Origin of the sequence: Pseudodesulfovibrio sp., assembly GCF_028692895.1 — a bacterium.
Taxonomy (GTDB): domain Bacteria; phylum Desulfobacterota; class Desulfovibrionia; order Desulfovibrionales; family Desulfovibrionaceae; genus Pseudodesulfovibrio.
In genome coordinates, this window is sequence record NZ_JAQUWN010000006.1 from 1 (window position 1) to 21,573 (window position 21,573).

19 protein-coding genes and 1 pseudogene are annotated in these 21,573 nt (G+C 65.7%); 16 read left to right on the forward strand and 4 right to left on the reverse strand.

What is annotated here, in order from left to right; genetic code table 11:
* Window positions 1-578, reverse strand: a pseudogene (locus PHP91_RS02645) (hypothetical protein); the annotation flags it as partial.
* 376 nt (window positions 579-954) lie between these two features.
* Here PHP91_RS02645 and radA point away from each other — a divergent pair.
* Together radA and PHP91_RS02655 are read left to right on the forward strand one after the other, a co-directional pair.
* On the forward strand, window positions 955-2,280 hold the full coding sequence (gene radA, locus PHP91_RS02650) for a DNA repair protein RadA (protein WP_300136451.1): 1,326 nt from the start codon (window positions 955-957) through the stop codon (window positions 2,278-2,280).
* Window positions 2,281-2,415: 135 nt separating this feature from the next.
* Window positions 2,416-3,756 carry a glucose-6-phosphate isomerase gene (locus PHP91_RS02655; RefSeq protein ID WP_300136454.1) on the forward strand — a complete coding sequence of 447 codons (1,341 nt, stop codon included), beginning with the start codon at window positions 2,416-2,418 and terminating at the stop codon, window positions 3,754-3,756.
* Window positions 3,757-3,860: 104 nt separating this feature from the next.
* Here the strand turns inward: PHP91_RS02655 and PHP91_RS02660 are convergent, their stop codons facing one another.
* Window positions 3,861-4,109, reverse strand: a complete 249-nt coding sequence (locus PHP91_RS02660; protein ID WP_300136457.1) for a hypothetical protein — start codon at window positions 4,107-4,109, stop codon at window positions 3,861-3,863.
* Between the two features lie 271 nt (window positions 4,110-4,380).
* Between PHP91_RS02660 and PHP91_RS02665 the strand changes: the two genes are divergently transcribed.
* From PHP91_RS02665 to PHP91_RS02675, 3 genes are read left to right on the forward strand one after another with little or no spacing between them, the layout of a single operon-like run.
* Entirely contained in the window at window positions 4,381-5,802 is a 1,422-nt protein-coding gene (locus tag PHP91_RS02665; protein WP_300136460.1) for an ATP-binding protein, read from the forward strand.
* Window positions 5,803-5,823: 21 nt separating this feature from the next.
* Entirely contained in the window at window positions 5,824-6,594 is a 771-nt protein-coding gene (locus tag PHP91_RS02670; protein ID WP_300136463.1) for a hypothetical protein, read from the forward strand.
* A gap of 52 nt (window positions 6,595-6,646) precedes the next feature.
* Entirely contained in the window at window positions 6,647-7,117 is a 471-nt protein-coding gene (locus PHP91_RS02675) for a LysM peptidoglycan-binding domain-containing protein (RefSeq protein ID WP_300136466.1), read from the forward strand.
* A 676-nt stretch (window positions 7,118-7,793) separates the two neighbouring features.
* Here the strand turns inward: PHP91_RS02675 and topA are convergent.
* On the reverse strand, window positions 7,794-10,208 hold the full coding sequence (topA, locus tag PHP91_RS02680; RefSeq protein WP_300136469.1) for a type I DNA topoisomerase: 2,415 nt from the start codon (window positions 10,206-10,208) through the stop codon (window positions 7,794-7,796).
* A gap of 231 nt (window positions 10,209-10,439) precedes the next feature.
* Window positions 10,440-12,083 (reverse strand): glycosyltransferase family A protein, encoded by a 1,644-nt coding sequence (locus PHP91_RS02685; protein ID WP_300136472.1) that lies wholly within the window; start codon window positions 12,081-12,083, stop codon window positions 10,440-10,442.
* A 318-nt stretch (window positions 12,084-12,401) separates the two neighbouring features.
* On the opposite strand from PHP91_RS02685, the gene PHP91_RS02690 reads away from it, so the two are divergent.
* The 11 genes from PHP91_RS02690 to PHP91_RS02740 all read left to right on the forward strand — a co-directional run bounded on the left by PHP91_RS02690 (window position 12,402) and on the right by PHP91_RS02740 (window position 21,404).
* A complete protein-coding gene (locus PHP91_RS02690) occupies window positions 12,402-13,109 on the forward strand; it encodes a YggS family pyridoxal phosphate-dependent enzyme (RefSeq protein WP_300136475.1) in 708 nt (235 codons plus the stop codon).
* A 24-nt stretch (window positions 13,110-13,133) separates the two neighbouring features.
* A complete protein-coding gene (locus PHP91_RS02695; RefSeq protein ID WP_300136478.1) occupies window positions 13,134-13,895 on the forward strand; it encodes a motility protein A in 762 nt (253 codons plus the stop codon).
* A gap of 30 nt (window positions 13,896-13,925) precedes the next feature.
* Entirely contained in the window at window positions 13,926-14,747 is an 822-nt protein-coding gene (locus PHP91_RS02700) for a flagellar motor protein MotB (protein ID WP_300136479.1), read from the forward strand.
* Between the two features lie 3 nt (window positions 14,748-14,750).
* On the forward strand, window positions 14,751-15,476 hold the full coding sequence (locus PHP91_RS02705; protein WP_300136482.1) for an OmpA family protein: 726 nt from the start codon (window positions 14,751-14,753) through the stop codon (window positions 15,474-15,476).
* A 73-nt stretch (window positions 15,477-15,549) separates the two neighbouring features.
* Window positions 15,550-16,044 carry a flagellar basal body-associated FliL family protein gene (locus tag PHP91_RS02710; protein WP_300136485.1) on the forward strand — a complete coding sequence of 165 codons (495 nt, stop codon included), beginning with the start codon at window positions 15,550-15,552 and terminating at the stop codon, window positions 16,042-16,044.
* Between the two features lie 82 nt (window positions 16,045-16,126).
* On the forward strand, window positions 16,127-16,648 hold the full coding sequence (gene fliN, locus PHP91_RS02715) for a flagellar motor switch protein FliN (protein WP_300136488.1): 522 nt from the start codon (window positions 16,127-16,129) through the stop codon (window positions 16,646-16,648).
* A complete protein-coding gene (fliO, locus tag PHP91_RS02720; protein ID WP_300136491.1) occupies window positions 16,641-17,030 on the forward strand; it encodes a flagellar biosynthetic protein FliO in 390 nt (129 codons plus the stop codon). The genes fliN and fliO overlap by 8 nt, the downstream gene beginning before the upstream one ends.
* Window positions 17,027-17,791, forward strand: a complete 765-nt coding sequence (gene fliP, locus PHP91_RS02725; RefSeq protein ID WP_300136494.1) for a flagellar type III secretion system pore protein FliP — start codon at window positions 17,027-17,029, stop codon at window positions 17,789-17,791. The genes fliO and fliP overlap by 4 nt, the downstream gene beginning before the upstream one ends.
* 58 nt (window positions 17,792-17,849) lie before the next feature.
* Window positions 17,850-18,119 (forward strand): flagellar biosynthesis protein FliQ, encoded by a 270-nt coding sequence (gene fliQ / locus PHP91_RS02730; RefSeq protein WP_300136497.1) that lies wholly within the window; start codon window positions 17,850-17,852, stop codon window positions 18,117-18,119.
* A 112-nt stretch (window positions 18,120-18,231) separates the two neighbouring features.
* The gene (locus PHP91_RS02735; RefSeq protein ID WP_300136500.1) at window positions 18,232-20,658 is read left to right on the forward strand and encodes an ATP-binding protein; all 2,427 of its coding nucleotides are present in this window, start codon (window positions 18,232-18,234) and stop codon (window positions 20,656-20,658) included.
* 53 nt (window positions 20,659-20,711) lie between these two features.
* Complete coding sequence (locus PHP91_RS02740) at window positions 20,712-21,404, forward strand: queuosine precursor transporter (RefSeq protein WP_300136503.1); 693 nt, start codon at window positions 20,712-20,714, stop codon at window positions 21,402-21,404.
* Window positions 21,405-21,573 lie beyond the last annotated feature (169 nt).

The window sequence follows — 21,573 nt, forward strand, 5'->3', positions numbered from 1 at the left end:
ACGTACTTGTTGATGAGGTCGAAGGCCGCGTCGTCGTGGGCCTGGACGGCCTTTTCGTCCTTGGCCCCGAGCGCCCCCTTGGCGATGCGTCTGAGGCCCTTGTCGAGCACGGTGCGGGAGCGCTCGTTGAGCTTGTCCAGGGCGAACTGGTGGCCCTGTTTGAGGAAGGTGTCCTTGATCTTCGGGAGCGACTCGGAGAGGGCGGTGTGCCGCCTGCCGCCCTTGGGGACCATGGAGAGCATGGACTGCTCGTAGTCGTCGAACTGTTTCTTGAGGTTGGTGGCGTCCCCGGACGGGTCCTTGCCGGTCACACCCTTTCGCCAGTCGGCCAGTCCCCTGGTGAAGAAGTCGTGGGCGTCGTTCTCCGCCTCCACGACGTGGTTGAGCCGGTCCAGGTCCCGGTAGGCGTCCCGCTTCTGTCGGCGCGCCTGCTCGCGGTCTTCGCCCTTGAATCGGTTGTTGAAGCCGACGCCCACTCCCCTTTCCAGAGCCGGACGCTGGCCCGGGGTGGCGCTGTCGAGCGCCTTTTGCTGTTCCTCCGCCCCCATGGCGAGGAGCGATTTTCCGAAATCAAACATGGTAAACCTCCCGTGCAGTTGTTTCGCGGGAGCATACCCCCGGTTTTCGGCTCAGGGAAAAACGGCGGCCACAGGCATGATAACGGGTGAGAATGGTATGACTTGACGTGTTGACAGGATTTCTGGTTGCCATGGGTTTTGTATTTTAACTGGAAAAACGGTCTGTTGCGAATGAGCGGCGATGTTGCGGAGCGCGCGGTGAAAGGCGTTTTCGCCCTCTCGCGTCCTTTTTGCCGCCGTTCTCACCCGTTCTCAACCGGCGCGGGCAGGGGAGGGCTGGCGGATTCCGGCCGCCTTCCGCAGGGAGCGGGTCCGCCGGGGGTGGCCGCCGCCCCTTTTCCTGGACATTTACCCCCGAAGCGCGGACTATTGCGTCATGAAAACCAAGGAAGCCTATCGTTGCGCCTCCTGCGGCGCGCAGTCGCCCCGGTGGCAGGGGCAATGCCCGTCCTGCAAGGAATGGAACACCATGGAGCCGGTCGTCGTGGCCAAGGCCTCGTCCCGGCCCGTGGGCGCGGCGGCCGGGTCGGCCACGCCCCGTCCGCTGGAGGACCTGACCGCCGAGAACCTGCGCGCCCGGCCCTCGGGCATGACCGGCCTGGACGCGCTGCTCGGCTCCGGGCTGGTGCCGGGCGCGGCCATCCTGGTGGGCGGCGAGCCGGGCATCGGCAAGTCCACGCTGCTGCTCCAACTGGCCGGGGCCCAGGCCCGCATCGGCCACACCGCCGTCTACCTCTCGGGCGAGGAATCCCTGCCCCAGCTACGCGGCCGGGCCGACCGCCTGGGGCTGCTCGGGCCCGGCCTGCTGGCCGTGGCCACCAACAAGGTTGAGGACGCCCTGGCCGTGCTGGACCAGCCCGAGCCGCCGGAGATGCTCATCGTGGACTCGGTCCAGACCCTGGCCTCGTCCATGGCCGAGGGCATCCCCGGCTCGGTCAGCCAGGTGCGCGCCGTGGCCGCCGAGCTGGTGGAGAAGACCAAGCGCACCGGCACCACGCTGATCCTGGTGGGCCATGTCACCAAGGACGGCCAGATCGCCGGGCCCAAGATTCTGGAGCACATGGTCGACACGGTCCTCTACCTGGAGGGCGACCGCAAGCACTTCTCGCGCATCCTGCGCGTGCTCAAGAACCGGTTCGGCCCCAGCGACGAGCTGGTGGTCTTCACCATGAAGGAGAAGGGGCTCGAAGTGGTCGAGGACCCGGCCACCTTCTTCCTGGGCGCGCGCGACCCCTCGCTTTCGGGCACGGCCATGGCCATGGCCGTGGACGGCCAGCGCCCCTTCGCCGTGGAGGTCCAGGCCCTGGTCAGCAAGTCGTTCCTCTCCATCCCCCGGCGCACGGCCCTCGGGTTCGACACCAACCGGCTCAACCTGCTTCTGGCCGTGCTGGAAAAGCGGCTGCGGCTCAACCTGAGCGGCCACGACATCTACGCCAAGATCACCGGCGGCCTGGCCACGCGTGATCCCGGCCTGGATCTGGCCGTGGTGGCGGCCGTGCTCTCCTCGTTCTACGACCAGCCCCTGCCCGAGACCTCGGTCTACTGGGGCGAGATCGACCTGAACGGCCAGGTGCGCCCCGTGGCCGCCCACGACGTGCGTCTCAAGCAGGCCGTCCGGCTCGGCCACGACCCGATCATCCACTCGGACGCGGCCCCGACCCTGGCCGACATGCAGCGGCTGCTCTTCGGGCGCGCGCACTGATTGTTGCGCCCCCGTTTCCGCCGTTTCAAAATAATGGTGGTTTCGAACCCTCCAAGCTGGTAGACGGAGGGTGTTTCCTTCCCCCATGGCCCGACAGCCGGGGGAATGCACCAGCAATCCACGCGGGAGGATGCCATGATGGACATGCTCGACTGGACCTGCGCGAACCTGGACGCGCTCGACATACGGCGATACGAGGCGCGGGCGGACGAGATGGCCGCCCGGCTGCGGGAGGAGACCGGCGCGGGACGCCTGCCTTTCCTGACCATGCCCTACGCGGCCGACCTGCGGGCGGAGCTGGCCGGGCTCGACACCTACCTCAAGCAGTTCGACCACATGCTTCTGCTCGGCATCGGCGGCTCGGCCCTGGGCGCGCGGGCCCTGCAAAAGGCCTTCTTTCCCCAGCAGGACCAGCCGGGCCACGCCGGGCCGTGCCTGTGGATCGCGGACAACGTGGACGCCTACGCCCTGGAGGCCTGCCTGGCCAAGCTGCCCCCGCAAAAGACCGTGGTGGTCACGGTCTCCAAGTCCGGTGGCACCATCGAGACAGTGGGCCAGTATTTCATCCTCAAGGAATGGATGCGCCAGCAACTGGGCGACGCCTGGCCCGAGCACATGATCCTGGTCACCGACGAGAAGAACGGATTCCTGCGCGGCGAGGCCGAGTCCCACGGCATCCGGGCCCTGCCCGTGCCCGACGGCCTGGGCGGGCGCTACTCCGTGCTCTCGGCCGTGGGGCTGGTCCCGGCCCTGTTCCTGGGCATGGACATCGACGCGCTCCTGACCGGGGCGCGCGCGGTGGCCGATCCCCTGGCCTCGTCCGAGCTGTCCGGCGCGGAGCTGGCGCGCAGCGCCCCCTTCCAACTGGCGGCCTGGGCGGCCGCGCTCATGGACAAGGGCTACTGCGAGATGATCTTCTTCGCCTACATCCCGCTGTGGGCCTGCTTCGGCGACTGGTTCGCCCAGCTCTGGGCCGAGTCCCTGGGCAAGCAGGGCAAGGGCAGCCAGCCCGTGCCCGCCGTGGGCGTCACGGACCAGCACTCGGTCAACCAGATGTTCATGGACGGCGTGCGCAACAAGGCCTGCCTGTTCCTGACCTGCCCGACCCTGCCCTCGGGCCCCAAGTTCCCGTCGGACCTGCCCGACCAGTTCGCCTACGTGCGCGGCCGCAACTTCGGCGAGCTGATCCAGGCCGAGGGGCTGGGCACGCGCATGGCCCTCTCCGAGAACGGCGTGCCCCTGGTGGAGCTGCGCCTCGGGCTCGACACCCCGCGCGAGGCGGGCAAGCTGATCGGCCTGCTCGGCGCGGCCACCATCCTGACCGGCTGGCTCATGGGCGTCAATCCCCTGGACCAGCCCGCCGTGGAACTGGGCAAGCGGCTGGCCAAGGCGCGCATGGACGCCGACGGCCTGGACGCGGAGAAGGCGGCCCTGGCCGCGTTCCTGAACGCAAAACGGGACCTGCGGGAGTTCTAGCTTTCCGGCCCGGGCGTGGTTGGTTCACTATGCAAATTGAGCAGGGCGCCGTTGGCGCCCTGCTTTGTTGTCTAGTTGGTTGTGTTCTCGTCTTCTCCGCCGAGTCACTTCCGGGTCCAGCGCGTTGCGCCGGGGACGAGTTCGAGCATGGACGACTCGTAGCCGTTGAGGAATTGTCCCGTCGTGGTGTTGTAGGACCCCGTGATGGTGGTCAGGTCCGGCGAGCCGTGGAAATGGACCTGTTGGCCGTTCGGCAGGTTTACCCCTCCGGTGAACGGGCCGCCGAGCGGCCCCCCGCATAGACTGTCGCCCACCGGCTTGCCATCGAACGTGTTCAGGAATTTGAATCCCATGACGACCTCCTTGGGTTGAGGGCATACGACGAACTTGCGTATGATATATGCTATACGTTAATTCCCAAAAAACGCAACCCTCGCATGTCGGGGAGCCTTGTCGCCCGGCCGCGTGCCGGGAACCGGATGAGCGCGGTTGGCGATTGTCATCCCGCCCGGCCTGCTGTAAGGGTAGGGGGCTATGAACGCCCGGATCGGCGCGGCGCGGGGCGGGGGGACGAGCCCTTCCGCCTCCGGCCTCGCGGGTGCGGGCAAACCTCGGGTCCATCCTTTGGCAAATCAGAACGAAACCGGCAGGCCGCTCCAGTTCGTCCGGGTCATCTCCTGGAGCCTGTTCGCCATCATCCTCGGGTTCAGCCTGCTGCTCTCCATCTTCATCTCCAAGTATGCGGAGCGCACCCTGCTGGAAAAGCAGGAGGAGTTCGGCCTGCTCCTGGCCGAGAACGTCAGCCACCAGGTCTTCACCCGCTTCGTCATGCCCACGGTCATGCGCTATGGCGGCATCAGCCTGCGCCACCCGGAACAGGCCTCCACCCTGGACGAGGTGGTCCGCTCCACCGTGCACAGCTTTCACGTCACTTCCCTGCGCATCTACGACGCCAAGGGCGTCATCACCTACTCGCTGAACAAGGCCGAGGTGGGCCAGGTCGGCAACGCCCTGTACATGGTCACCCGGACCTGGGAGTCCGCCGACTTCTCCTCGGAGATCGTGGCCAAGGTCTCCAAGATGGCCTCGCTCTTCCGCTACCAGCTCAAGCCCGGCAGCCTCAAGCTGCGCGCCTTCTATCCCCTGCGCGCCGAACGCAGCCTGACCGACGTCTCCGAAAACCCGATCATGGGCATCCTGGAGTTCGAGCAGGACATCACCTCGGACTTCATGGCAATGCTCAACTTCGAGCGGCTGGTCATCACCTTCTCGCTCGTCACCTCCATGGTCCTCTTCTTCCTGGTCCTGGTCATCCTGCGCCGGGCCGAGCGCATCAGCAACCGGCAGTTCGAGGAAAAGCAGCGGCTCATGGCCGAGCTGCGGCAACAGGAAAAGCTGGCGGGCATGGGCCGCATGGTCGCGGGCGTGGCCCACGAGATCCGCAACCCGCTCGGCATCATCTGCTCCAGCTCGGAGCTGGTGCTCAAGAAGGCGGAAAAGGAAAACAGCTCCCACACCCGCATCCTGCGCGCCCTCAACGAGGAGGCCAAGCGGCTGACCCGCACCGTGGCCGAGTTCCTGGACTACGCCAGGCCCAAGCAGCCGGTCATGCACGACGTGGACGTGGCCCGGCTCCTCGACCAGGTGGCCGTGTTCATGGAGCCGGAGTGCGAAAAGCTCGGCGTGACCATCGAGCGCGAGTTCTCCGGCGACCTCTCGGCCAAGGGGGACAAGGACCTGCTCTACCGCGCCTTCTACAACCTGGTGGCCAACGCGCTCCAGGCCATGGAGGGCGGGGGCAAGGTCTTCATCCGGGCCGCCACCGAGGAAGGGCGGCTGCATGTGGTCGTCGAGGACACCGGCCCTGGCTTCCCGCCCGAGCACCTGGACGAGGTGCGCGACCCGTTCTTCACCACCAAGGACGCGGGCACCGGCCTGGGGCTCGCCCTTGTCTCCACCATCTTCGAGAGCCACGGCGTGGAGATGCACCTCTCCAACGCGGACGAGGGCGGCGCTCGGGTGGACATCATCTTCCCGCAGCGCTAGAGAGAGGGGAGGGAGGCGCGCATGTCCAAAGCATGGATTCAGGCCAAGCACCCGGAATTCGTCCGGGATCTCTTCAAGTTCTTCTGCCAGAGCGGCGACCTGCTGGAGAGGCAGTTCGCGTCCTTCGACAAGGACGGCCGGCTGGACTTCGAGGTGCTCCGGGACCTGGTTGGCGACGAGATGAACAAGGGGCTGCTGTGGCGCATGAAGGACACGGCCCACCACGTCTTCCGCAACGACCCGCACTCGCAGTTGGGCGGCCAGTTCCTGGACTGGGCCATGGGCTACATCTTCCACGAGACCATCAAGCTCAAGGAGGACGCCTACCAGAAACAGAACTACGCGCCGTGGTTCCACCGGCTGCACGAGGGCGACCTGAGCAGCTCGGAAAAGGACATCACCGACCAGTTTTTCCAGGTCCTGAGCCAGACGGAAGAGTCCATGCGCCGCGAGATCGACCGCATCCGGTTCATTATCGACAAGTGCCGACGGCTCCTGCCCTATTACCTGCACCGCTACAGCGAAAACATGCTGCTGGCGCGGTACATCTTCTCCCAGAACGATCTGGTCCGGACCGTGTTCAAGGACGAGTTCGACTCCCTGATCTTCGCCATCTACGGCAGCGAGCCCGAACGCATGTACATCCTGGCCAGCCAGTCCCTGCGCCTGGGCGGCTGGGTCGAGGAGGCGGGCCAGGCGGTGGAGCGGGCGCTCCGCCGGAATCCGACCAGCAAAATGGTCTTGCAAGAAAAGAAAATTATTGATAATTGGGCTGATAGGATGAAAGATTGACCTGCGCTGAAGCAGAATAATCAGAGAGAAAGACAATTCGAGGAGGCCGTCCATGAAAAAGTTGATTTTCCTCGCAATCGCCATGAGCCTTGTGTTCGCATGGGGTTGCTCCAAAAAGGTGAAGACCGAGCCCGAAGTGGTTGTGGTCGAAGAAAAGAAGGTCATTGTCGAGGAAGAGAAGCCCGTCGCGGACCCGATGCAGGTCTACAAAGCCGAATACGACGCGCTGCCCGTTTCCCACACCGTGACCAAGGGCGAGTGCCTGTGGTGGATCGCCGAGTACAAGCACATCTACAACGATCCGTTCATGTGGCCCCTGATCTACAAGGCCAACCGTGACAAGATCAAGAATCCCGACCTGATCTACCCCGGCCAGCAGTTCGAGGTGCCCCGCTACGGCTTCGACCTCGAAGAGGTCAAGGCTTCCCGCAAGCAGGCGGGCGCTCCCTGGAAGGCCCTTGAGCCCGGCCAGGACGCCATGATCCCCGCCGAGATGCGGGCCGCCCTCGGCTACAGTTTCTAGTTCGGCCAGCCCAGACATACCTTCCGGCTGCGGCGGCATCTCCGCCGCAGCCGGTTTGTTGCGTCCGGCGACCAGAGCGACGCCCTATCGCTGCTGTCGACGGCTCTAAGAACGAGCACGCTCGGCCTAGACCCGACGCGGCCCCGGCAGGGGCGAAGCCCCTGCACCCCACTCTCCGCTGCGCTGGCGAGTAGCCCGGAGGCTGTGAGTTGGTGGGCGGAGGGATTGGCTGTCCCTGGCTATGCGGCGTCCTGAAAGGTTCGGCCGAACCTTTCAGGACACAGGCCCACGCGTGTGAACCGCTTGGAGCAGACGTGAAGATCATGCCCTCACGGCGCCTGACCCATTGGCAGGGGTGAGATTCTTGATTTGAGGATTAGTTTTTTTCTTTGTCTTCAAAAAACATCCCGGTTGGGCGGGGGCGAGCGGGCAGTCCGTCCCCGCGCAGGAGTCGCCTGACCGGGCTACGGCCCCGCGAAAGCGGCGCATGGTTTCCAAAGGCTCGCCTTTGGCGGGTCCAGGGCAGCGCCCTGGTCTCCACGAAGTGGCCCCCGGAGGGCCGCTGGAGGCATTCTTCCCATGGTCTCCCTTCCGCCCGAACGCACCGCAAAAAGGCCGCTCCCGTCAATTCGGGGGCGGCCTTTTGCGTTGCGGTGTCGCGCGGGTGTGCGGGCGGCTATTTGTCGTCGGCGGGGCGGGAGTAGCCGCAGCCTTTTTTGGGGCAGGCGATGATTTCGCCCTTGTCCTTGGTGGACTTGCGGGTGAGGACGGGGTGGCCGCATTCCGGACAGGGCTCGTTGATGGGCCAGTTCCAGACGGCGTAGTCGCACTTGGGGTAGTTGGAGCAGGAGTAGAAGAGCTTGCCCCGGCGCGAGGATTTCTCGACGAGTTCGCCGGTGCAGCCTTCGACCGGGCAGGGGACGCCGGTGGAGAAGGGTTCGGCGTGGGTGCAGTCCGGGTAGTTGGCGCAGGCGATGAAGCGGGAGCCGGTGCGGGCCTTCTTGAGCAGCAGTTCGCCGCCGCATTCCGGGCAGGTGCCGACGACCTCGGCCTTTTCGCCCTGGACGACCTTGATCTCGCCGTTCTCGTCGCGTTCGAAGTTGACGATGTTCTTGCAGTCCGGGTAGCCGGTGCAGCCGAGGAACTCGCCCCGTCGCGACTGCTTGACGGCCATGGGGCGTCCGCACTTGTCGCAGACGATGCCGGTTTCCTCGGGCTTTTCGCGTTCCACGACGTTGATGGCGCCCTGTTCGTCGCGGGTGAAGTTCTTGATGTTGCGGCAGGTCGGGAAGTTGGTGCAGCCCAGAAACTCGCCGGTGCGGCCGAACTTGACGGCCATGGGCGCGCCGCAGAGGTCGCATTTGATGTCCGTGACCTGCTGGGAGCGGGCCATGGCGGTGCGGGCCTTGTCCAGGGTGGGGTAGAAGTCGTCGCCGAAGTTCTTGAGCAGCTCGGCCCAGTCCTTCTTTCCGGCGGCCACGTCGTCGAGCAGGGACTCCATCTGGGCGGTGAATCCCACGTCCATGAGGGCCTGGAAGTGTTCGGAGAGCTGGTCGGACACGGTGAAGCCGAGCTCGGTGGGCACGAACCGCTTGTCCTCCTGCTTGGCGTATTCGCGGTCGAGCAGGGTGGAGATGATGGCGGCGTAGGTGGAGGGGCGGCCGATGCCGAGCTCCTCCAGGGTCTTGACCAGCGAGGCTTCGGAGTAGCGCGGCGGCGGCTGGGTGAACTTCTGTTCCTTTTTCAGCTCGCGCACGGTGAGCAGGTCGCCCTGGGCGAGCTTGGGCAGTTCGGTGTCGTCCTCGCTGTCGGTCTTGTCCATGGCGGCGAGGAAGCCGGGAAAGAGCATTCGCTCGCCCTTGGCGCGCCAGACGGTGCGCGGGGCGTCCACGAGCACGGTGGTGTCCCAGAAGGTGGCCGAGGCCATCTGCGAGGCCACGAACCGCTGCCAGATGAGGCGGTAGAGCTTGTGCTGCTCGGCGGGCAGGTGCGGCTTGACCTCGTCCGGCGTGATGGAGACGTCGACGGGCCGAATGGCTTCGTGAGCGTCCTGGGCGCTGCCCTTGGTCTTGAAATTGCGGGGCTTGGACGGATAGTAGTCCGCGCCGAAGCGGTCGAGGATCAGCTCGCGGGCCGCTTCCTGGGCTTCCTTGGCGATGCGCACGGAGTCGGTACGCATGTAGGTGATGAGGGCTGTGGTGCCGCGCGCGCCGAGCTCGACGCCCTCGTAGAGGCGCTGGGCGATGGACATGGTGCGCTTGGCCGAGAAGCCCATGCGCCGGTTGGCGTCCTGCTGCAGGGTGGAGGTGATGTAGGGGGGCAGGGGGCTGCGCTTGCGCTGTTTTTCCTGCACGGACTCCACGGTGAACGAGCCGCTTTCCAGGGCCTGCTCCAGGGCCTCGGCCTCGGACTGGTTGTTGATGTGGTTGGCGCCGGGCTTGACGGCCTTTTTGTCCAGCTTGTGCAGCTCCATCCAGAAGGGCGGCGGATTGGAGCCCTCCAGCAGTGCCTTGAACGGCCAGTATTCGTCGGCCTTGAAGGCGCGGCGCTCCTTTTCGCGCTCCACCAGAAGCTTGAGGGCCACGGACTGGACGCGTCCGGCCGAGATGCCGCGCTTGACGTTCTTCCAGAGGATCGGGGAAATCTTGTAGCCCACCAGGCGGTCGAGGATGCGCCGGGCCTGCTGGGAGTCGAACAGGTCCGCGTTGAGGTCCTGGGGATGCTCCAGGGCTTCCTTGACCGCGCGCGGGGTGATCTCGTTGAACTGGATGCGCCGGATGTTGTCGTTGACCGGCTTGAGCAGTTCGGCGACATGCCAGGCGATGGCCTCCCCCTCGCGGTCCGGGTCGGGCGCGAGGTAGACGGTGTCGGCCTTGCCTGCGGCCGCCTTGAGTCGCTTGACCACGTCCTCCTTGCCCTTGATGACTTCATACTGCGGGGCGAAGCCGTGCTCCTCGTCCACGCCGAGGTCGCGGGTGGGCAGGTCGCGGACGTGGCCCACGGAGGCGTCCACCAGGAAGTCCTTGCCCAGGAACTTGGAGATGGTTTTCACTTTTGCGGGGGACTCGACGATGATCAGGTCTTTGGACATGGCGTGCTCGTGGTCGTGCTGTCGGGGGAAACGCAACCGCCTCAACGACCGGTTATGATGGGGCCGCCCGGCCGGAAGGCGGACGGCGCGCTTTGAGGGGGAGCTATGCCCGCTAACCGGGGCCGCCGTCAACCCACTTTATATGTATAATGGGCGAAATCGGGGGAAATTCCCGGGCGGCCTGCCGGGCCGGGCCGGGCTTTGCCGGTTGGGGCTTTTTGATAAAAACGTTTATATTCCAGCGGGTTCAAACCCGACGTCCATGCCAAGGCAATCCAGCTTCTTGAGCTTCGGCAAGTCGAAGAAATACTTGTAGTAGAGCTTCATGTCGTTGGCCACGGCGTTGCCCACCTGGGAGGGGTTGAAGGCGTGGGAGTCCAGGGTCACCCCGGACTGCTGGAGGTGCTCGCAGGTGACCGTGCCGCAGTACATGACCTTGTGCCCGGCCAGGCACAGGGCCAGGTCGTGCTCGATGTCGTCCACCTGGGAGGGGGAGAAGCGGATGTCGAACCCGGCCGGGGCCGCGTCGAGGGCTGAGGTGCGGAGCAGGTGCTGGCAGCCCATGACGTTGCGCGTCTCGCGCACCACGTCGTAGATGCCGGTGTCGTAGGTGTCGAGCGGCGCGTGCAGGCTCATCTTGAGCAGCTCATGGTCGGCGATGGCCACATGGCGGTAGAGATACTGGAGGCGAGGGGGCGCGCCGGGAGTGATGATCTTGGCCCCGACCACGGCCACCTTGGGGTCGGACTCGGCCACGGTCAGAAACCTGGCCAGCCAGTCCTTCTGGACCAGGACGTCGTCGTCCAGGAAGGCGATGTAGTCCGTGGCCCGCACCTCGGGCAGGTTCATGAGCCAGTTGCGGGCCGCAGGCGCGCCGATGTTGACGTGCAGGGCGTGCACGGTCAGGGCGTTGTGCGGGAACCGGGGGCGCAGGGACTCCACCACCTCGCGGCTGCCGTCCGTGCAGCCGTTGAGCAGGACGTGGATGTCCGCCGGGCCGATGTCGGATTCGCTCAGGCTCACCAGGGTTCGGCCCAGGACCTCGGCTTTGTTCCATGAGTATAACAGGATGGCCACCTTGCGCTCCGCCACCAGGGACGGGGTGACGGGGAAGGGGGAGGCGAGTTCTCGCCTGCGCAGGCGCACCGGGGTCTGGACCGGGTCCAGGGCGATGGATTTGTCGTAGAGGGCCAGGGCCTGGCCGGCATCGCCCAGGGCCGCGAACATGTCGCCCGCCAGGGCCAGGGCCACCTCGTCGAGGCGGTCGGCGTCCAGGGTGGGCCAGAGGGCCATGGCCGACTCCCAGTCGCAGAGCCGGGCGTGGTGGTCGAAGAGGGAGGCCCGCCAGAGGGGCTGGAGCCGCCTGGGGCACTTGAAATCCTTGAGCCACGGGCCGGGGGGAAGGCCGAGCCCCTTGTCCACGTACAGGGCGTACTGGGCGGCCGCCACATGGGAGGGGTGGGCGTGGATGAGATGGGCCAGGAACTGGCGCACGTCGTCGGCGTGTTCGCTCAGGTTCAGCCCGATGATGAGGTCGAAGGTCTCCTTGGCGGCGTTGAGGGCGTTGATGATCTCCAGCCGCTCCATGACCTCGGGGGTGGGGGCCAGCTTGGCCGCGGCGTCCAGCACGCCGGGCCGGAAGGGGCGCATCTTGATCGCCTTGTCCAGGAGGTAGCGCAGGCAGCGGGCGGCGGCGGGGTGGGCGTGGACCTGCTGGTCCGAGCCCAGGCGCTGGATGAGGGCGGCGCAGACCCGGTCGTCCAGGAGGAAGGCGTGCAGGTAGTTGCGGACGTAGGAGACCATCTCGTCCAAGGTCAGCTCGGCGAGCTGGGCGGACATCCCCTTCTGGGTGATTTCGAGGTATTTCGGATTCATGGCTCCCCCTTGGATTGCAGACCGGGCGCGGGACGGTTCCCCCGAGGGTATGCCACGGGCCCGCGCGGGGTGACAAGGGGCCTTTCCCGCCGAAAAGGTTGCAGATATAGACAAAATCTAGACTAATCTTTTGAAAAGACAGGGGATTTTGCGAGTCGAACTTTTTTCCCCATTTCATGTGGTTAGATGATCGCAAGTCGTGATATATCCGCCAGGAGGAAGAGCTGGGCAAAAATAATTCATTAATTCATTAAACCAAATGATAAACGGGCCGATAAGGCATGTGGAAGTCTAACGCCCGGATTTAACTTGAGACTTATGAACGAGAGAAGAGAAGAGCTGGCCGGGCGGCTGGCGCGGCTCAGGGAGGAGCTGGCCGAGGTGGCCGGGCGCGCGGGCCGGAAGCCGGGGGACGTGACCCTGGTGGCCGTGTCCAAGTACCACCCCGCCTCGGACGTGCGCGACCTTTCCCTGGCCGGGCAGGTGGACTTCGGCGAGAACTACGTGCAGGAGGCCCTGGCCAAGCAGGAGGCGCTGGCCGACCTGAAGCTGCGGTGGCACTTTATCGGCGGGTTGCAGTCCAACAAGGCCAAGTACGTGGCCGGAAAGTTCGGCCTGGTGCACAGCGTGGACTCCTCCAAGCTGGCCCAGGCGTTGCATAAAAAGGCGACCAGCCTCGGCCTGGTCCAGGACATCCTCCTCCAGGTGAACATCGCCGGCGAGGCGCAAAAGTCCGGGATCACGGAAGAAGAGTTGCCGCGCCTGGCCGAGGAGGCCATGGCGGCCGACGGACTCCGGCTCGTCGGTTTGATGACGATGCCGCCGTTCTTCGACGAGCCCGAGCGGGCGCGGCCCGTTTTCGCGCGGCTGCGTGAGCTGCGGGACGGGCTGGAAGGGCGGCTGGGCGTCCGACTGCCCCATCTCTCCATGGGCATGACCGGGGACTTCGTCCCGGCCGTGGAGGAGGGGGCGACCCTGGTGCGGATCGGAACGCGGATTTTCGGGAGCAGGCCTCCCAAGGGATAACCGGCGGAAAACAGAGGTTAAGGTATGGATCTCGGGACCATAATCGGAATCGTCCTCTCCTTCGGGCTGGTGGTGTCGGCCATTCTGACGGGCTCCAGCCTGATGATCTTCGTTTCCATCCCGTCGTTCCTCATCGTCGTGGGCGGGACCGTGGGCGCGGCCCTGGTCAACTATCCCATGGGCTACGTCATCGGCGTGGTCGGCGTCATCAAGAACACCTTCTTTTCCGGCCTGGAGTCGCCCCAGGACGTCATCGAGCGGTTCAAGGACTACGCCAACCGCGCCCGCCGCGAGGGCATCCTCTCGCTGGAGCCGCTCATCAAGGAGATCGACGACGACTACATGCGCAAGGGGCTGCAACTGACGGTGGACGGCCTGGAGCCCCAGACCATCCAGGAGATCCTGGAGACCGAGATATCCTATCTTTCCGAACGGCACGCCACGGGCGCGGACGTGGTGGCCGTCATGGGATCGCTGGCCCCGGCCATGGGCATGATCGGCACGGTCATCGGCCTGGTGCAGATGCTCCAGACCATGTCCGACCCCTCCACCATCGGCCCGGCCATGGCCGTGGCCCTGCTGACAACCCTCTACGGCGCGCTGCTGGCCAACCTCCTGTTCAACCCCATGGCGGGCAAGCTCAAGGCCCGCAGCAAGGAGGAGGTCCTCCTGCGCGAGATGATAATGGAGGGCATCCTGGCCATTTCCAAGGGCGAAAACCCGCGCATCATCGAGGAGAAGCTGAACAGCTACCTGCCGCCCAAGGACCGGGTGTCCTCGGACTAGCCCCGGCCGGGCGGCGCGGGAGGGAGCGTCATGGCGAAGAAAGAAAAGAAGCTCGTCTGCGAGGAGATGCCGCCGTGGATGATCACGTTCTCGGACGTGATGACGCTGATGCTGACCTTTTTCGTGCTCCTGGTCTCCATGTCCAAGGTCGACGCCCGGCGCAAGCTGGTGGCGCTCGGCTCCATCATCGGCACCTTCGGCTTCCAGAACGCCAGCTACGAGGTCTTCTCCCGCAAGGACACCCGGCGCACCGTCGAGCCCGGTCCCATCGACACCGGCGACCTGGAGCCCCTCAAGGAGCTCAACTGGGAGGAGATGGAGCAGGACCTCGACTTCCGCTCGAACCGCTTCGTCCAGATCCTGTCCATCAGCGCGAGCACGCTCTTCGCGCCCGGTTCCGCCGCGCTCTCCGGGGAGGGCCGGGCGCTGCTCGACCGGTTCATGCCCGTGCTCGCCCAGGTCCAGTACCCGCTGCTGCTGGCCGGGCACACCTCGGAGCTGCGCGACGAACTGGGGCTCAACTACCAGCCCGACGACGACCGCCAGTCGCCCGACCTCTCCTGGAAAATTTCCCTCGCCCGCACCCTGGCCGTGTACCGCTTCCTCATCGAGCGCGGCATGAAGCCGGACATGCTCCGGGTGGAGGCCTTCGGCAAGTTCATGCCCCATTATCCGCAGAATACGCCCGAGAACCGGGCTCGGAACCGGCGGGTGGACATCGTCCTGGACAAGCGGGCCATCGACACCGGCGAGCGCCTCCGGGCCGTCGCGCCGACGGCGGCCGGGCGGCCGGACACCCTGAGCGTGGACGGGTTCGAGTTCGACCTTAAGCCCCCGGCCGGGCTGGAGTAGGGCATGGCCCGTAAGAAAAAGGGAACCTGCAAGCCGCTCGAACTGTGGCTGGTCACCTTCTCCGACCTGGTGACCCTGCTGCTGACCTTTTTCGTGCTGCTCCTGACCATGTCCTCCATGGACAACGCGGTCCTGACCAAGGTCACCCTGCATACCGCCGACCTGGGCGTGCTGGACAAGCGCGGCTCGGGCCGGGCCACGGCCAAGCAGCGGCTTATTTCGGACCTCATGGAAAAGCCGTGGGAAGTGCTGGACAAGAAGCAGCGGCTCAAGGACCTGCTCTTCCCGGACGACATCCTGCCCGAGGACATATCCAAGTCCGAGCTGGACCGGAACTTGGCCATCCTGGCCAAGCCCGACGGAGTGGCCCTGGTCTTCACCGACCGGCTGCTCTTTGCGCCCGATTCGTCCGCGCTGTCGCCCAAGGGCCAGTTCGTCCTGGACCAACTGGTGCCCATGATGACCCACACCCCGGCCCCCATCAACGTGGCCGGGTATGCGGACAGGAGCGACGCCGCGGCCGACGCCTACGTCCTGTCCGGCGAGCGCGCCCTGGCCGTGCTCTCCTACCTGGTCGGGGCCGGGATTCAGGACCGCCGCTTCTCCCTGTCGGCCTACGGGGCGGACTCGCCGGTCACGGACGACCGGGGCCGTCCGGCGGATTCGCCCATGAACCGGCGGGTGGAGATCCTGCTCAAGACCGCCCGGCCCGTGGGCGGGTACCTGTGATCTAAACTTTGTCTGGAAAACCCGGTGAAATCCGGCTATAACCGAGTAACACAGCAAACGGAAGGTGGCCGCCATGGCTGACGAAGATCTGGGACAGGAAGGCAAGAAGGGCGGGAAGCTCAAGTGGATCATCATCGTGGTGGTGCTGATCCTGCTCGGCGTCGGCGGCTGGTTCGGCTACAAGATGTTTTTCGCCGCGCCGCCCGCGGAGAACGCCGAACAGGCCCAGGCCCAGGCCGACGCGCAGGTGCCCGCCGAGGCCGTGCAGGGGCAACTGGTTCCGCTGCCCGTTTTCCTGGTCAACCTGGCCGACCCGCTCGGCCGCCGCTACCTGAAACTCGGCATGGAGGTCGAGGTGCGCGACGAGAAGGTCGCGGCCGCCCTGACCCAGGAGCAGGCCAAGATCAAGGACGCGCTCCTGCTGCTGCTCTCCAGCAAGACCTACGACGCACTCTCCACCATGGCCGACAAGATGGAGCTGAAGCAGGAGGTCGCCGACCGGCTCAACCAGATTCTGGGCAAGGGCGCGGTCCTGCGGGTCTACATCACTGAGATGGTCATCCAGTAGCACGCATCTTGCAGCCTCCGTTGCCGACCGTCGGATTTTTTGACGGGTGCACCCTGGAAAACCGTTTCGCGAGGTATTCGACATGAGCGAAGATCAAGACAAACTGGCGCAGGAGTGGGCCGACGCCCTGCTGGAAAGCGGCGACGTGACCGACCCGGCCGACGCGGGCAGCGGCGAGGTCGCGAGCGACGACGAGGCCCTGGCCGACGAGTGGGCCGCCGCCCTGGCCGAGTCCGAGCAGGCCGAGGTCAAGCACGAGAAGGAGCAGGCCTTCCTCTCCACCCAGACCCACGACTACGAGCTCAAGGACATGGGCGAGGACGCCAAGGCCAGCCCCGGCGGCAAGCGCGACCTCGACTTCATCCTGGACATCCCGCTGGACGTCTCGGCCGAGCTGGGCCGGGCCAAGCTGCTCATCAACGAGCTCCTGCAACTGGGCCAGGGCTCGGTGGTCGAGCTGAACAAGCTGGCGGGCGAGCCGCTCGAAATCTACGTCAACGGCAAGCTGGTGGCGCGCGGCGAGGCCGTGGTCATCAACGAGAAGTTCGGCGTCCGCCTGACGGACATCATCAGCCCCATCGAGCGGGTGAAGCAGCTTGGATAGCGCCGCCGCAGCGAACGCCACCGCTGCGCCCATGCAGCTCCCGCAGGTGGACACCTGGTCCACGCTGCTGACCACCCTCGGCTACCTCAGTCTGCTGTTGGGCGTCATTTTTCTGGCTTACTGGCTGCTCCGGCGGCTCGGGGTGTCCGGCATGGGCGTCCAGGGCGGGAGCGGCGCGCCCCGGCTGGTCAGCCGCCTGATGCTCGGCCAGCACCAGTCCGTGGTGGTGGTCCGCCACCGGGGGCGGGACTTCCTGCTCGGCGTCACCGAGCACGGCATCACCCCCCTGGCCGAGGACGAAACGGACGAGGGCGCGGAGGCGGACGTCGGCCGGCCCGCCTCGTCCTTCGCCAGCCTGCTCAAGCGGAGCGTGGGCCGATGACCGCCCGCAACCGCTGCCTGGCCATTCTCCTGGCCGCCCTGGCGGGGCTCTGCCTGCTCCCGTCCCTGGCCGCCGCCGCGCCGACCATTCCCAAGCTGACCATGGAGCTGGCCGCGGGCCAGGCCGAGCCCCAGGAGGTCTCCACCCTCCTGGAAATCATTTTTCTGTTCACGATCCTGTCCATGGCCCCGGCCATCATGCTGACCATGACCTCGTTCACGCGCATCATCATCGTCTTCCACTTCCTGCGCCAGGCCATGGGCACCCAGCAGATGCCGCCCAACCAGATTCTGGCGGGCCTGGCCATCTTCATGACCCTGGTCATCATGATGCCGGTGGGCAAGGCCATCAACGACACGGCCCTCCAGCCCTACATGAACGAGGAGATCCCCTTCCAGGAGATGCTCACCCGCGCCCAGAAGCCGCTGCGGGAGTTCATGTTCAAGCACACGCGGGAGAAGGACCTGTCCATCTTCTACTCCATCACCAAGGAGGACCGGCCCAAGAACAGGGAGGAGGTCTCCACCTTGATGCTGACGGCGGCCTACACCATCTCCGAGCTCAAGACCGGCTTCACCATCGGCTTCCTCATCTACATCCCGTTCCTGATCCTGGACATGGTCGTGGCCTCCATCCTGCTGGCCATGGGCATGATGATGCTGCCGCCGGTGATGATATCGCTGCCGTTCAAGATTTTGCTGTTCATCCTCATCGACGGCTGGAACCTGCTCGTCGGCTCGCTGGTCAACACCTTCCAGTGACGACGCGCCCATTGTCGCCCGGGGAGCCCCGCGCCCCGCAACCCAACGGAGAACTGAAATGACGCCTGAATTCGTAGTGGGATTCGCCAAGCAGGCCATCGAGATGACCCTGGTCATCGCCCTGCCCATGCTCGGCATCGGCATGGCGGTCGGCATCTTCGTTTCCGTGCTCCAGGCCGCCACCCAGATTCAGGAGATGACCCTGACCATGGTGCCCAAGATCGTGGCCATCTTCCTCGCGCTGCTCCTCGCCTTTCCATGGATCATGGACAAGATGATGACCTACACCACCAACCTCTTCCTCAACCTGCCCAACTACATCCGCTGACCCCCGCCGGGCCCGGCCGCCCGGCCACGCACATTGCCTGATGACAACCCTGGTGAAAAACCGTATCTTCCCGGTACGGTGCCTTTGCCGCGCACATAATCCGACACGACACATGAAGAACAACGCCACCACGCACAAGCCCCTGTCCCCGGACCGCCTCCGGGCCGAGCTCGATCCCGCCCGCGTCCCCTATGCGGACAGCACGGAGATTCCGGACCGCAACGCCTATCCCCGCTTCCAGCCGAGGGCCATCCACGCCCTGTCGCTGGCCCTCCAGATCAAGGGCAACGAGCACAACATCTACGTGTCCGGCGAGCCGAACATGGGGCGCACCTATTTCGTCAAGTCCTTCCTCCAGCCCGCCGCCTCCAGGGGCAAGACCCCGCGCGACTGGGTCTACCTCTACAACTTCGAGGACAGCGACCGGCCCGTGGCCGTGTCCCTGCCCGCCGGGACCGGCCGCAAGCTCAAGCAGGAGCAGCAGAAGGCCATGACCCTCATCAAGCAGGAGATCCCGGCCCGGTTCGAGAAGGACGCCTTCCAGAAAAAGCACGAGCGCATGCTCAAGAAGTACAACGCCAAGCGGGACGAGCTCTTCGGCCGCATGGACGCCACGGCCGCCAAGGAGAATTTCAGCCTCAGCCTGGACGAGGACGGCGTGCTCACCCTCTCGCCCATCGTGGACGGCAACGTGGTCTCGGACAAGGACTTCGACAAGCTTGAGCCGCGCGCCCGCAAGAAGTTCAAGGCCAAGGGCGAGGAGCTGCTGGCCCGCGTCTCCTCCATCCTGCGCCAGATCAACCGCAACGAGACCGCCATGCGCGACTCCGAGACGGACCTGCACCGCGAGACGGCCCGGGCCGTCATGGCCGACTGCTTCGCCCCCATGGCGGAGAAGTTCAAGAAGCACGCCGAGCTGACCGAATACTTCAAGGCCGTCACCGACGAGGTGGTGGACAACGTGGACCAGTTCATGCCGCGCGACAACTCCCTGGCCGGGCTCCTGCCCGAGGGCGGGCCCGGCGGCGGCGAGGATTTCTTCACCCGGTTCGAGGTCAACCTCTTCGTGGACAACGGCAAGACCCACGGCGCGCCCGTGGTGGTGGAGGACCACCCCACGGCCTTCAACCTGCTCGGCTCCATCGAGCGCGAGGCCGAGCTCGGCGCGCTCTACACGGACTTCACCCTCATCAAGGCGGGCTCCGTGCACCTGGCCAACGGCGGGTTCCTCATCCTGAACATCGAGGACCTGCTCGGCAACCCCAACTCCTGGGAGGGCCTCCTGCGCGCCCTGCGCTCCGGCAAGTCGCGCATAGAGGACCCCGTGGACCCGGAGCAGGTCCGCGCCCGGACCATCCAGCCCACGCCCGTGGACCTCTCCCTCAAGGTCGTGCTTATCGGCACGGACGAGCACTACGAGGCCCTGCTCCTGGGCGACGACCGCTTCGCCAAGTTCTTCAAGCTCAAGGCGCACCTTCAGGCCGCCGCCAGCCGCGACGCCGCCAACGTCAAGAACTACCTCTACGTCATCGGCCGCATCGCCCGCGAGTGCGGGCTGCTCCCCTTCAACCGCGAGGCCCTGGCCGGGCTGGTGGACTTCGCCTCCCGCCTTGTGGAGGACCAGAAGCGGCTGTCGCTCTACACCCCGCTGGTGCGCGAGCGGATGATCGAGGCCTCGGCCGTGGCGCGCATGGCCGGGCGCGAGATGGTCGGCCCCGCCGAGCTGAACGAGGCGGTCCGGGCCAAGGACTACCGCGCCAACCTCTATGAAGAGGAGTTCATGGCCGACTACGACCGCCAGGTCATCAAGGTGGCCACCCACGGCCAGGCCACCGGGCTGGCCAACGGCCTGTCCGTGACCATGTTCGGCGATTACGAGTTCGGCCTGCCCCACCAGATTTCCTGCACCGTGGGCGTGGGCCACGGCGGCATCATCGACCTGGAGCGCGAGGCCCAACTGGGCGGGCCCATCCACACCAAGGGCATGATGATAATCAAGTCCTACCTGGTCCGCCTCTTCGCCCAGGACAAGCCCATCGTCCTGACCGGCTCGCTCTGCTTCGAGCAGTCCTACGCGGGCATCGAGGGCGACTCGGCCTCGGGCGCGGAGCTGGCGTCGCTGCTCTCGGCCCTGTCCGGGGTGCCGGTCAACCTGTCCTACGCCTTCACCGGCGCGGTCTCCCAGTCGGGCGCGATCATGGCCGTGGGCGGCGTGAACCGCAAGATCGAGGGGTTCTTCGAGGTCTGCCGCCGCCGCAAGCTCACCGGCAGCCAGGGCGTCATCCTGCCCGAGGACAACGTGGTCAACCTGATGCTCAAGGACGAGGTGGTCCAGGCCGTGGCCGAGGGCAAGTTCCACATCTTCCCGGTCACCTCCATCGAGGAGGCCATGTTCATCCTGACCGGCATGCGTTGCGGCAAACGGGGCAAGAACGGCAAGTTCCCCACGGACTCCCTCTACCACCGCGTGGACCGTCGGCTGGCCGAACTGAGCCGCCTGGCCGCCCCAGGCGGGGGAGGGGACTGGTGCAAGCCTTGACCGCCGGATTCCCGAAACTTGACCTCGACCCGGTTCAGGGCTAGGCAACGCCCATGAACGAACTGCTCTGGATACTCTTCGCGCTGGCGGACCTGTGCATGGTCCTGGTCATCTACCGCCTTTTCGGCAAGGTGGGGCTCTTCGGCCTCATGGTCTTCAACCTGCTCCTGTGCAACATCCAGGTGCTCAAGACCGTGGAGCTCTTCGGCCTGACCACCACGCTCGGCAACGTGCTGTACGCCAGCGTGTTCCTGGCCACGGACCTGCTCAGCGAGTTCTACGGCAAGCGGGAGGCGCGCAAGGGCGTGCTCCTCGGCTTCGTGGCCCTGCTGATGATGGTCGCCTACATGCAGATAGCCCTGCTTTTCAAGCCTGCGGCCGACGACTTCGCCCAGCCGCACCTCCAGGCGCTCTTCGGGTTCATGCCGCGCATCGCCCTGGCCTCCATGGCCGCCTATCTCGTCTCGCAGATGCACGACGTCTGGGCGTTCCACGCCATCCGGGAGCGCACCGGGGCGCGTATGCTCTGGCTGCGCAACAACGCCTCGACCATGGTCAGCCAGTTCCTGGACTCGGCCATCTTCTGCGTCATCGCCTTCTGGGGGGTGTTCCCCATCAACGTGTTTTGGGAGATCCTGGCGTCCACCTACCTGATCAAGTTCGTGGTCGCGGCCCTGGACACCCCGTTCATCTACCTGGCCAAGCGGTTGTTCCCGGAGGATCGGCATCAGGCCGAGCACGCCTAGCCGGGCGCGCTTGCGGCGCGGCTTTTTCAATGGCTTTTTTGCGGGAGGTCGCCGGTTGGCGGCCTCCCTTTTTTTGTGGCGGGGGGAGGGGGAGGCGGCAGAAGAGTGAAGGCGGGCAGGGCGTCGCCTTTTTGCCTTTTCCTCTTTCAAGGCCGACAGGCGGTGACGC

Bases quoted from the DNA above. Each gene is read 5' to 3' on its own strand.
- radA (WP_300136451.1), top strand. From the start codon at position 955: ATGAAAACCAAGGAAGCCTATCGTTGCGCCTCCTGCGGCGCGCAGTCG.
- PHP91_RS02655 (WP_300136454.1), top strand. From the start codon at position 2,416: ATGATGGACATGCTCGACTGGACCTGCGCGAACCTGGACGCGCTCGAC.
- PHP91_RS02660 (WP_300136457.1), bottom strand. From the start codon at position 4,109: ATGGGATTCAAATTCCTGAACACGTTCGATGGCAAGCCGGTGGGCGAC.
- PHP91_RS02670 (WP_300136463.1), top strand. From the start codon at position 5,824: ATGTCCAAAGCATGGATTCAGGCCAAGCACCCGGAATTCGTCCGGGAT.
- PHP91_RS02675 (WP_300136466.1), top strand. From the start codon at position 6,647: ATGAAAAAGTTGATTTTCCTCGCAATCGCCATGAGCCTTGTGTTCGCA.
- topA (WP_300136469.1), bottom strand. From the start codon at position 10,208: ATGTCCAAAGACCTGATCATCGTCGAGTCCCCCGCAAAAGTGAAAACC.
- PHP91_RS02685 (WP_300136472.1), bottom strand. From the start codon at position 12,083: ATGAATCCGAAATACCTCGAAATCACCCAGAAGGGGATGTCCGCCCAG.
- PHP91_RS02690 (WP_300136475.1), top strand. From the start codon at position 12,402: ATGAACGAGAGAAGAGAAGAGCTGGCCGGGCGGCTGGCGCGGCTCAGG.
- PHP91_RS02695 (WP_300136478.1), top strand. From the start codon at position 13,134: ATGGATCTCGGGACCATAATCGGAATCGTCCTCTCCTTCGGGCTGGTG.
- PHP91_RS02700 (WP_300136479.1), top strand. From the start codon at position 13,926: ATGGCGAAGAAAGAAAAGAAGCTCGTCTGCGAGGAGATGCCGCCGTGG.
- PHP91_RS02705 (WP_300136482.1), top strand. From the start codon at position 14,751: ATGGCCCGTAAGAAAAAGGGAACCTGCAAGCCGCTCGAACTGTGGCTG.
- PHP91_RS02710 (WP_300136485.1), top strand. From the start codon at position 15,550: ATGGCTGACGAAGATCTGGGACAGGAAGGCAAGAAGGGCGGGAAGCTC.
- fliN (WP_300136488.1), top strand. From the start codon at position 16,127: ATGAGCGAAGATCAAGACAAACTGGCGCAGGAGTGGGCCGACGCCCTG.
- fliP (WP_300136494.1), top strand. From the start codon at position 17,027: ATGACCGCCCGCAACCGCTGCCTGGCCATTCTCCTGGCCGCCCTGGCG.
- fliQ (WP_300136497.1), top strand. From the start codon at position 17,850: ATGACGCCTGAATTCGTAGTGGGATTCGCCAAGCAGGCCATCGAGATG.
- PHP91_RS02735 (WP_300136500.1), top strand. From the start codon at position 18,232: ATGAAGAACAACGCCACCACGCACAAGCCCCTGTCCCCGGACCGCCTC.
- PHP91_RS02740 (WP_300136503.1), top strand. From the start codon at position 20,712: ATGAACGAACTGCTCTGGATACTCTTCGCGCTGGCGGACCTGTGCATG.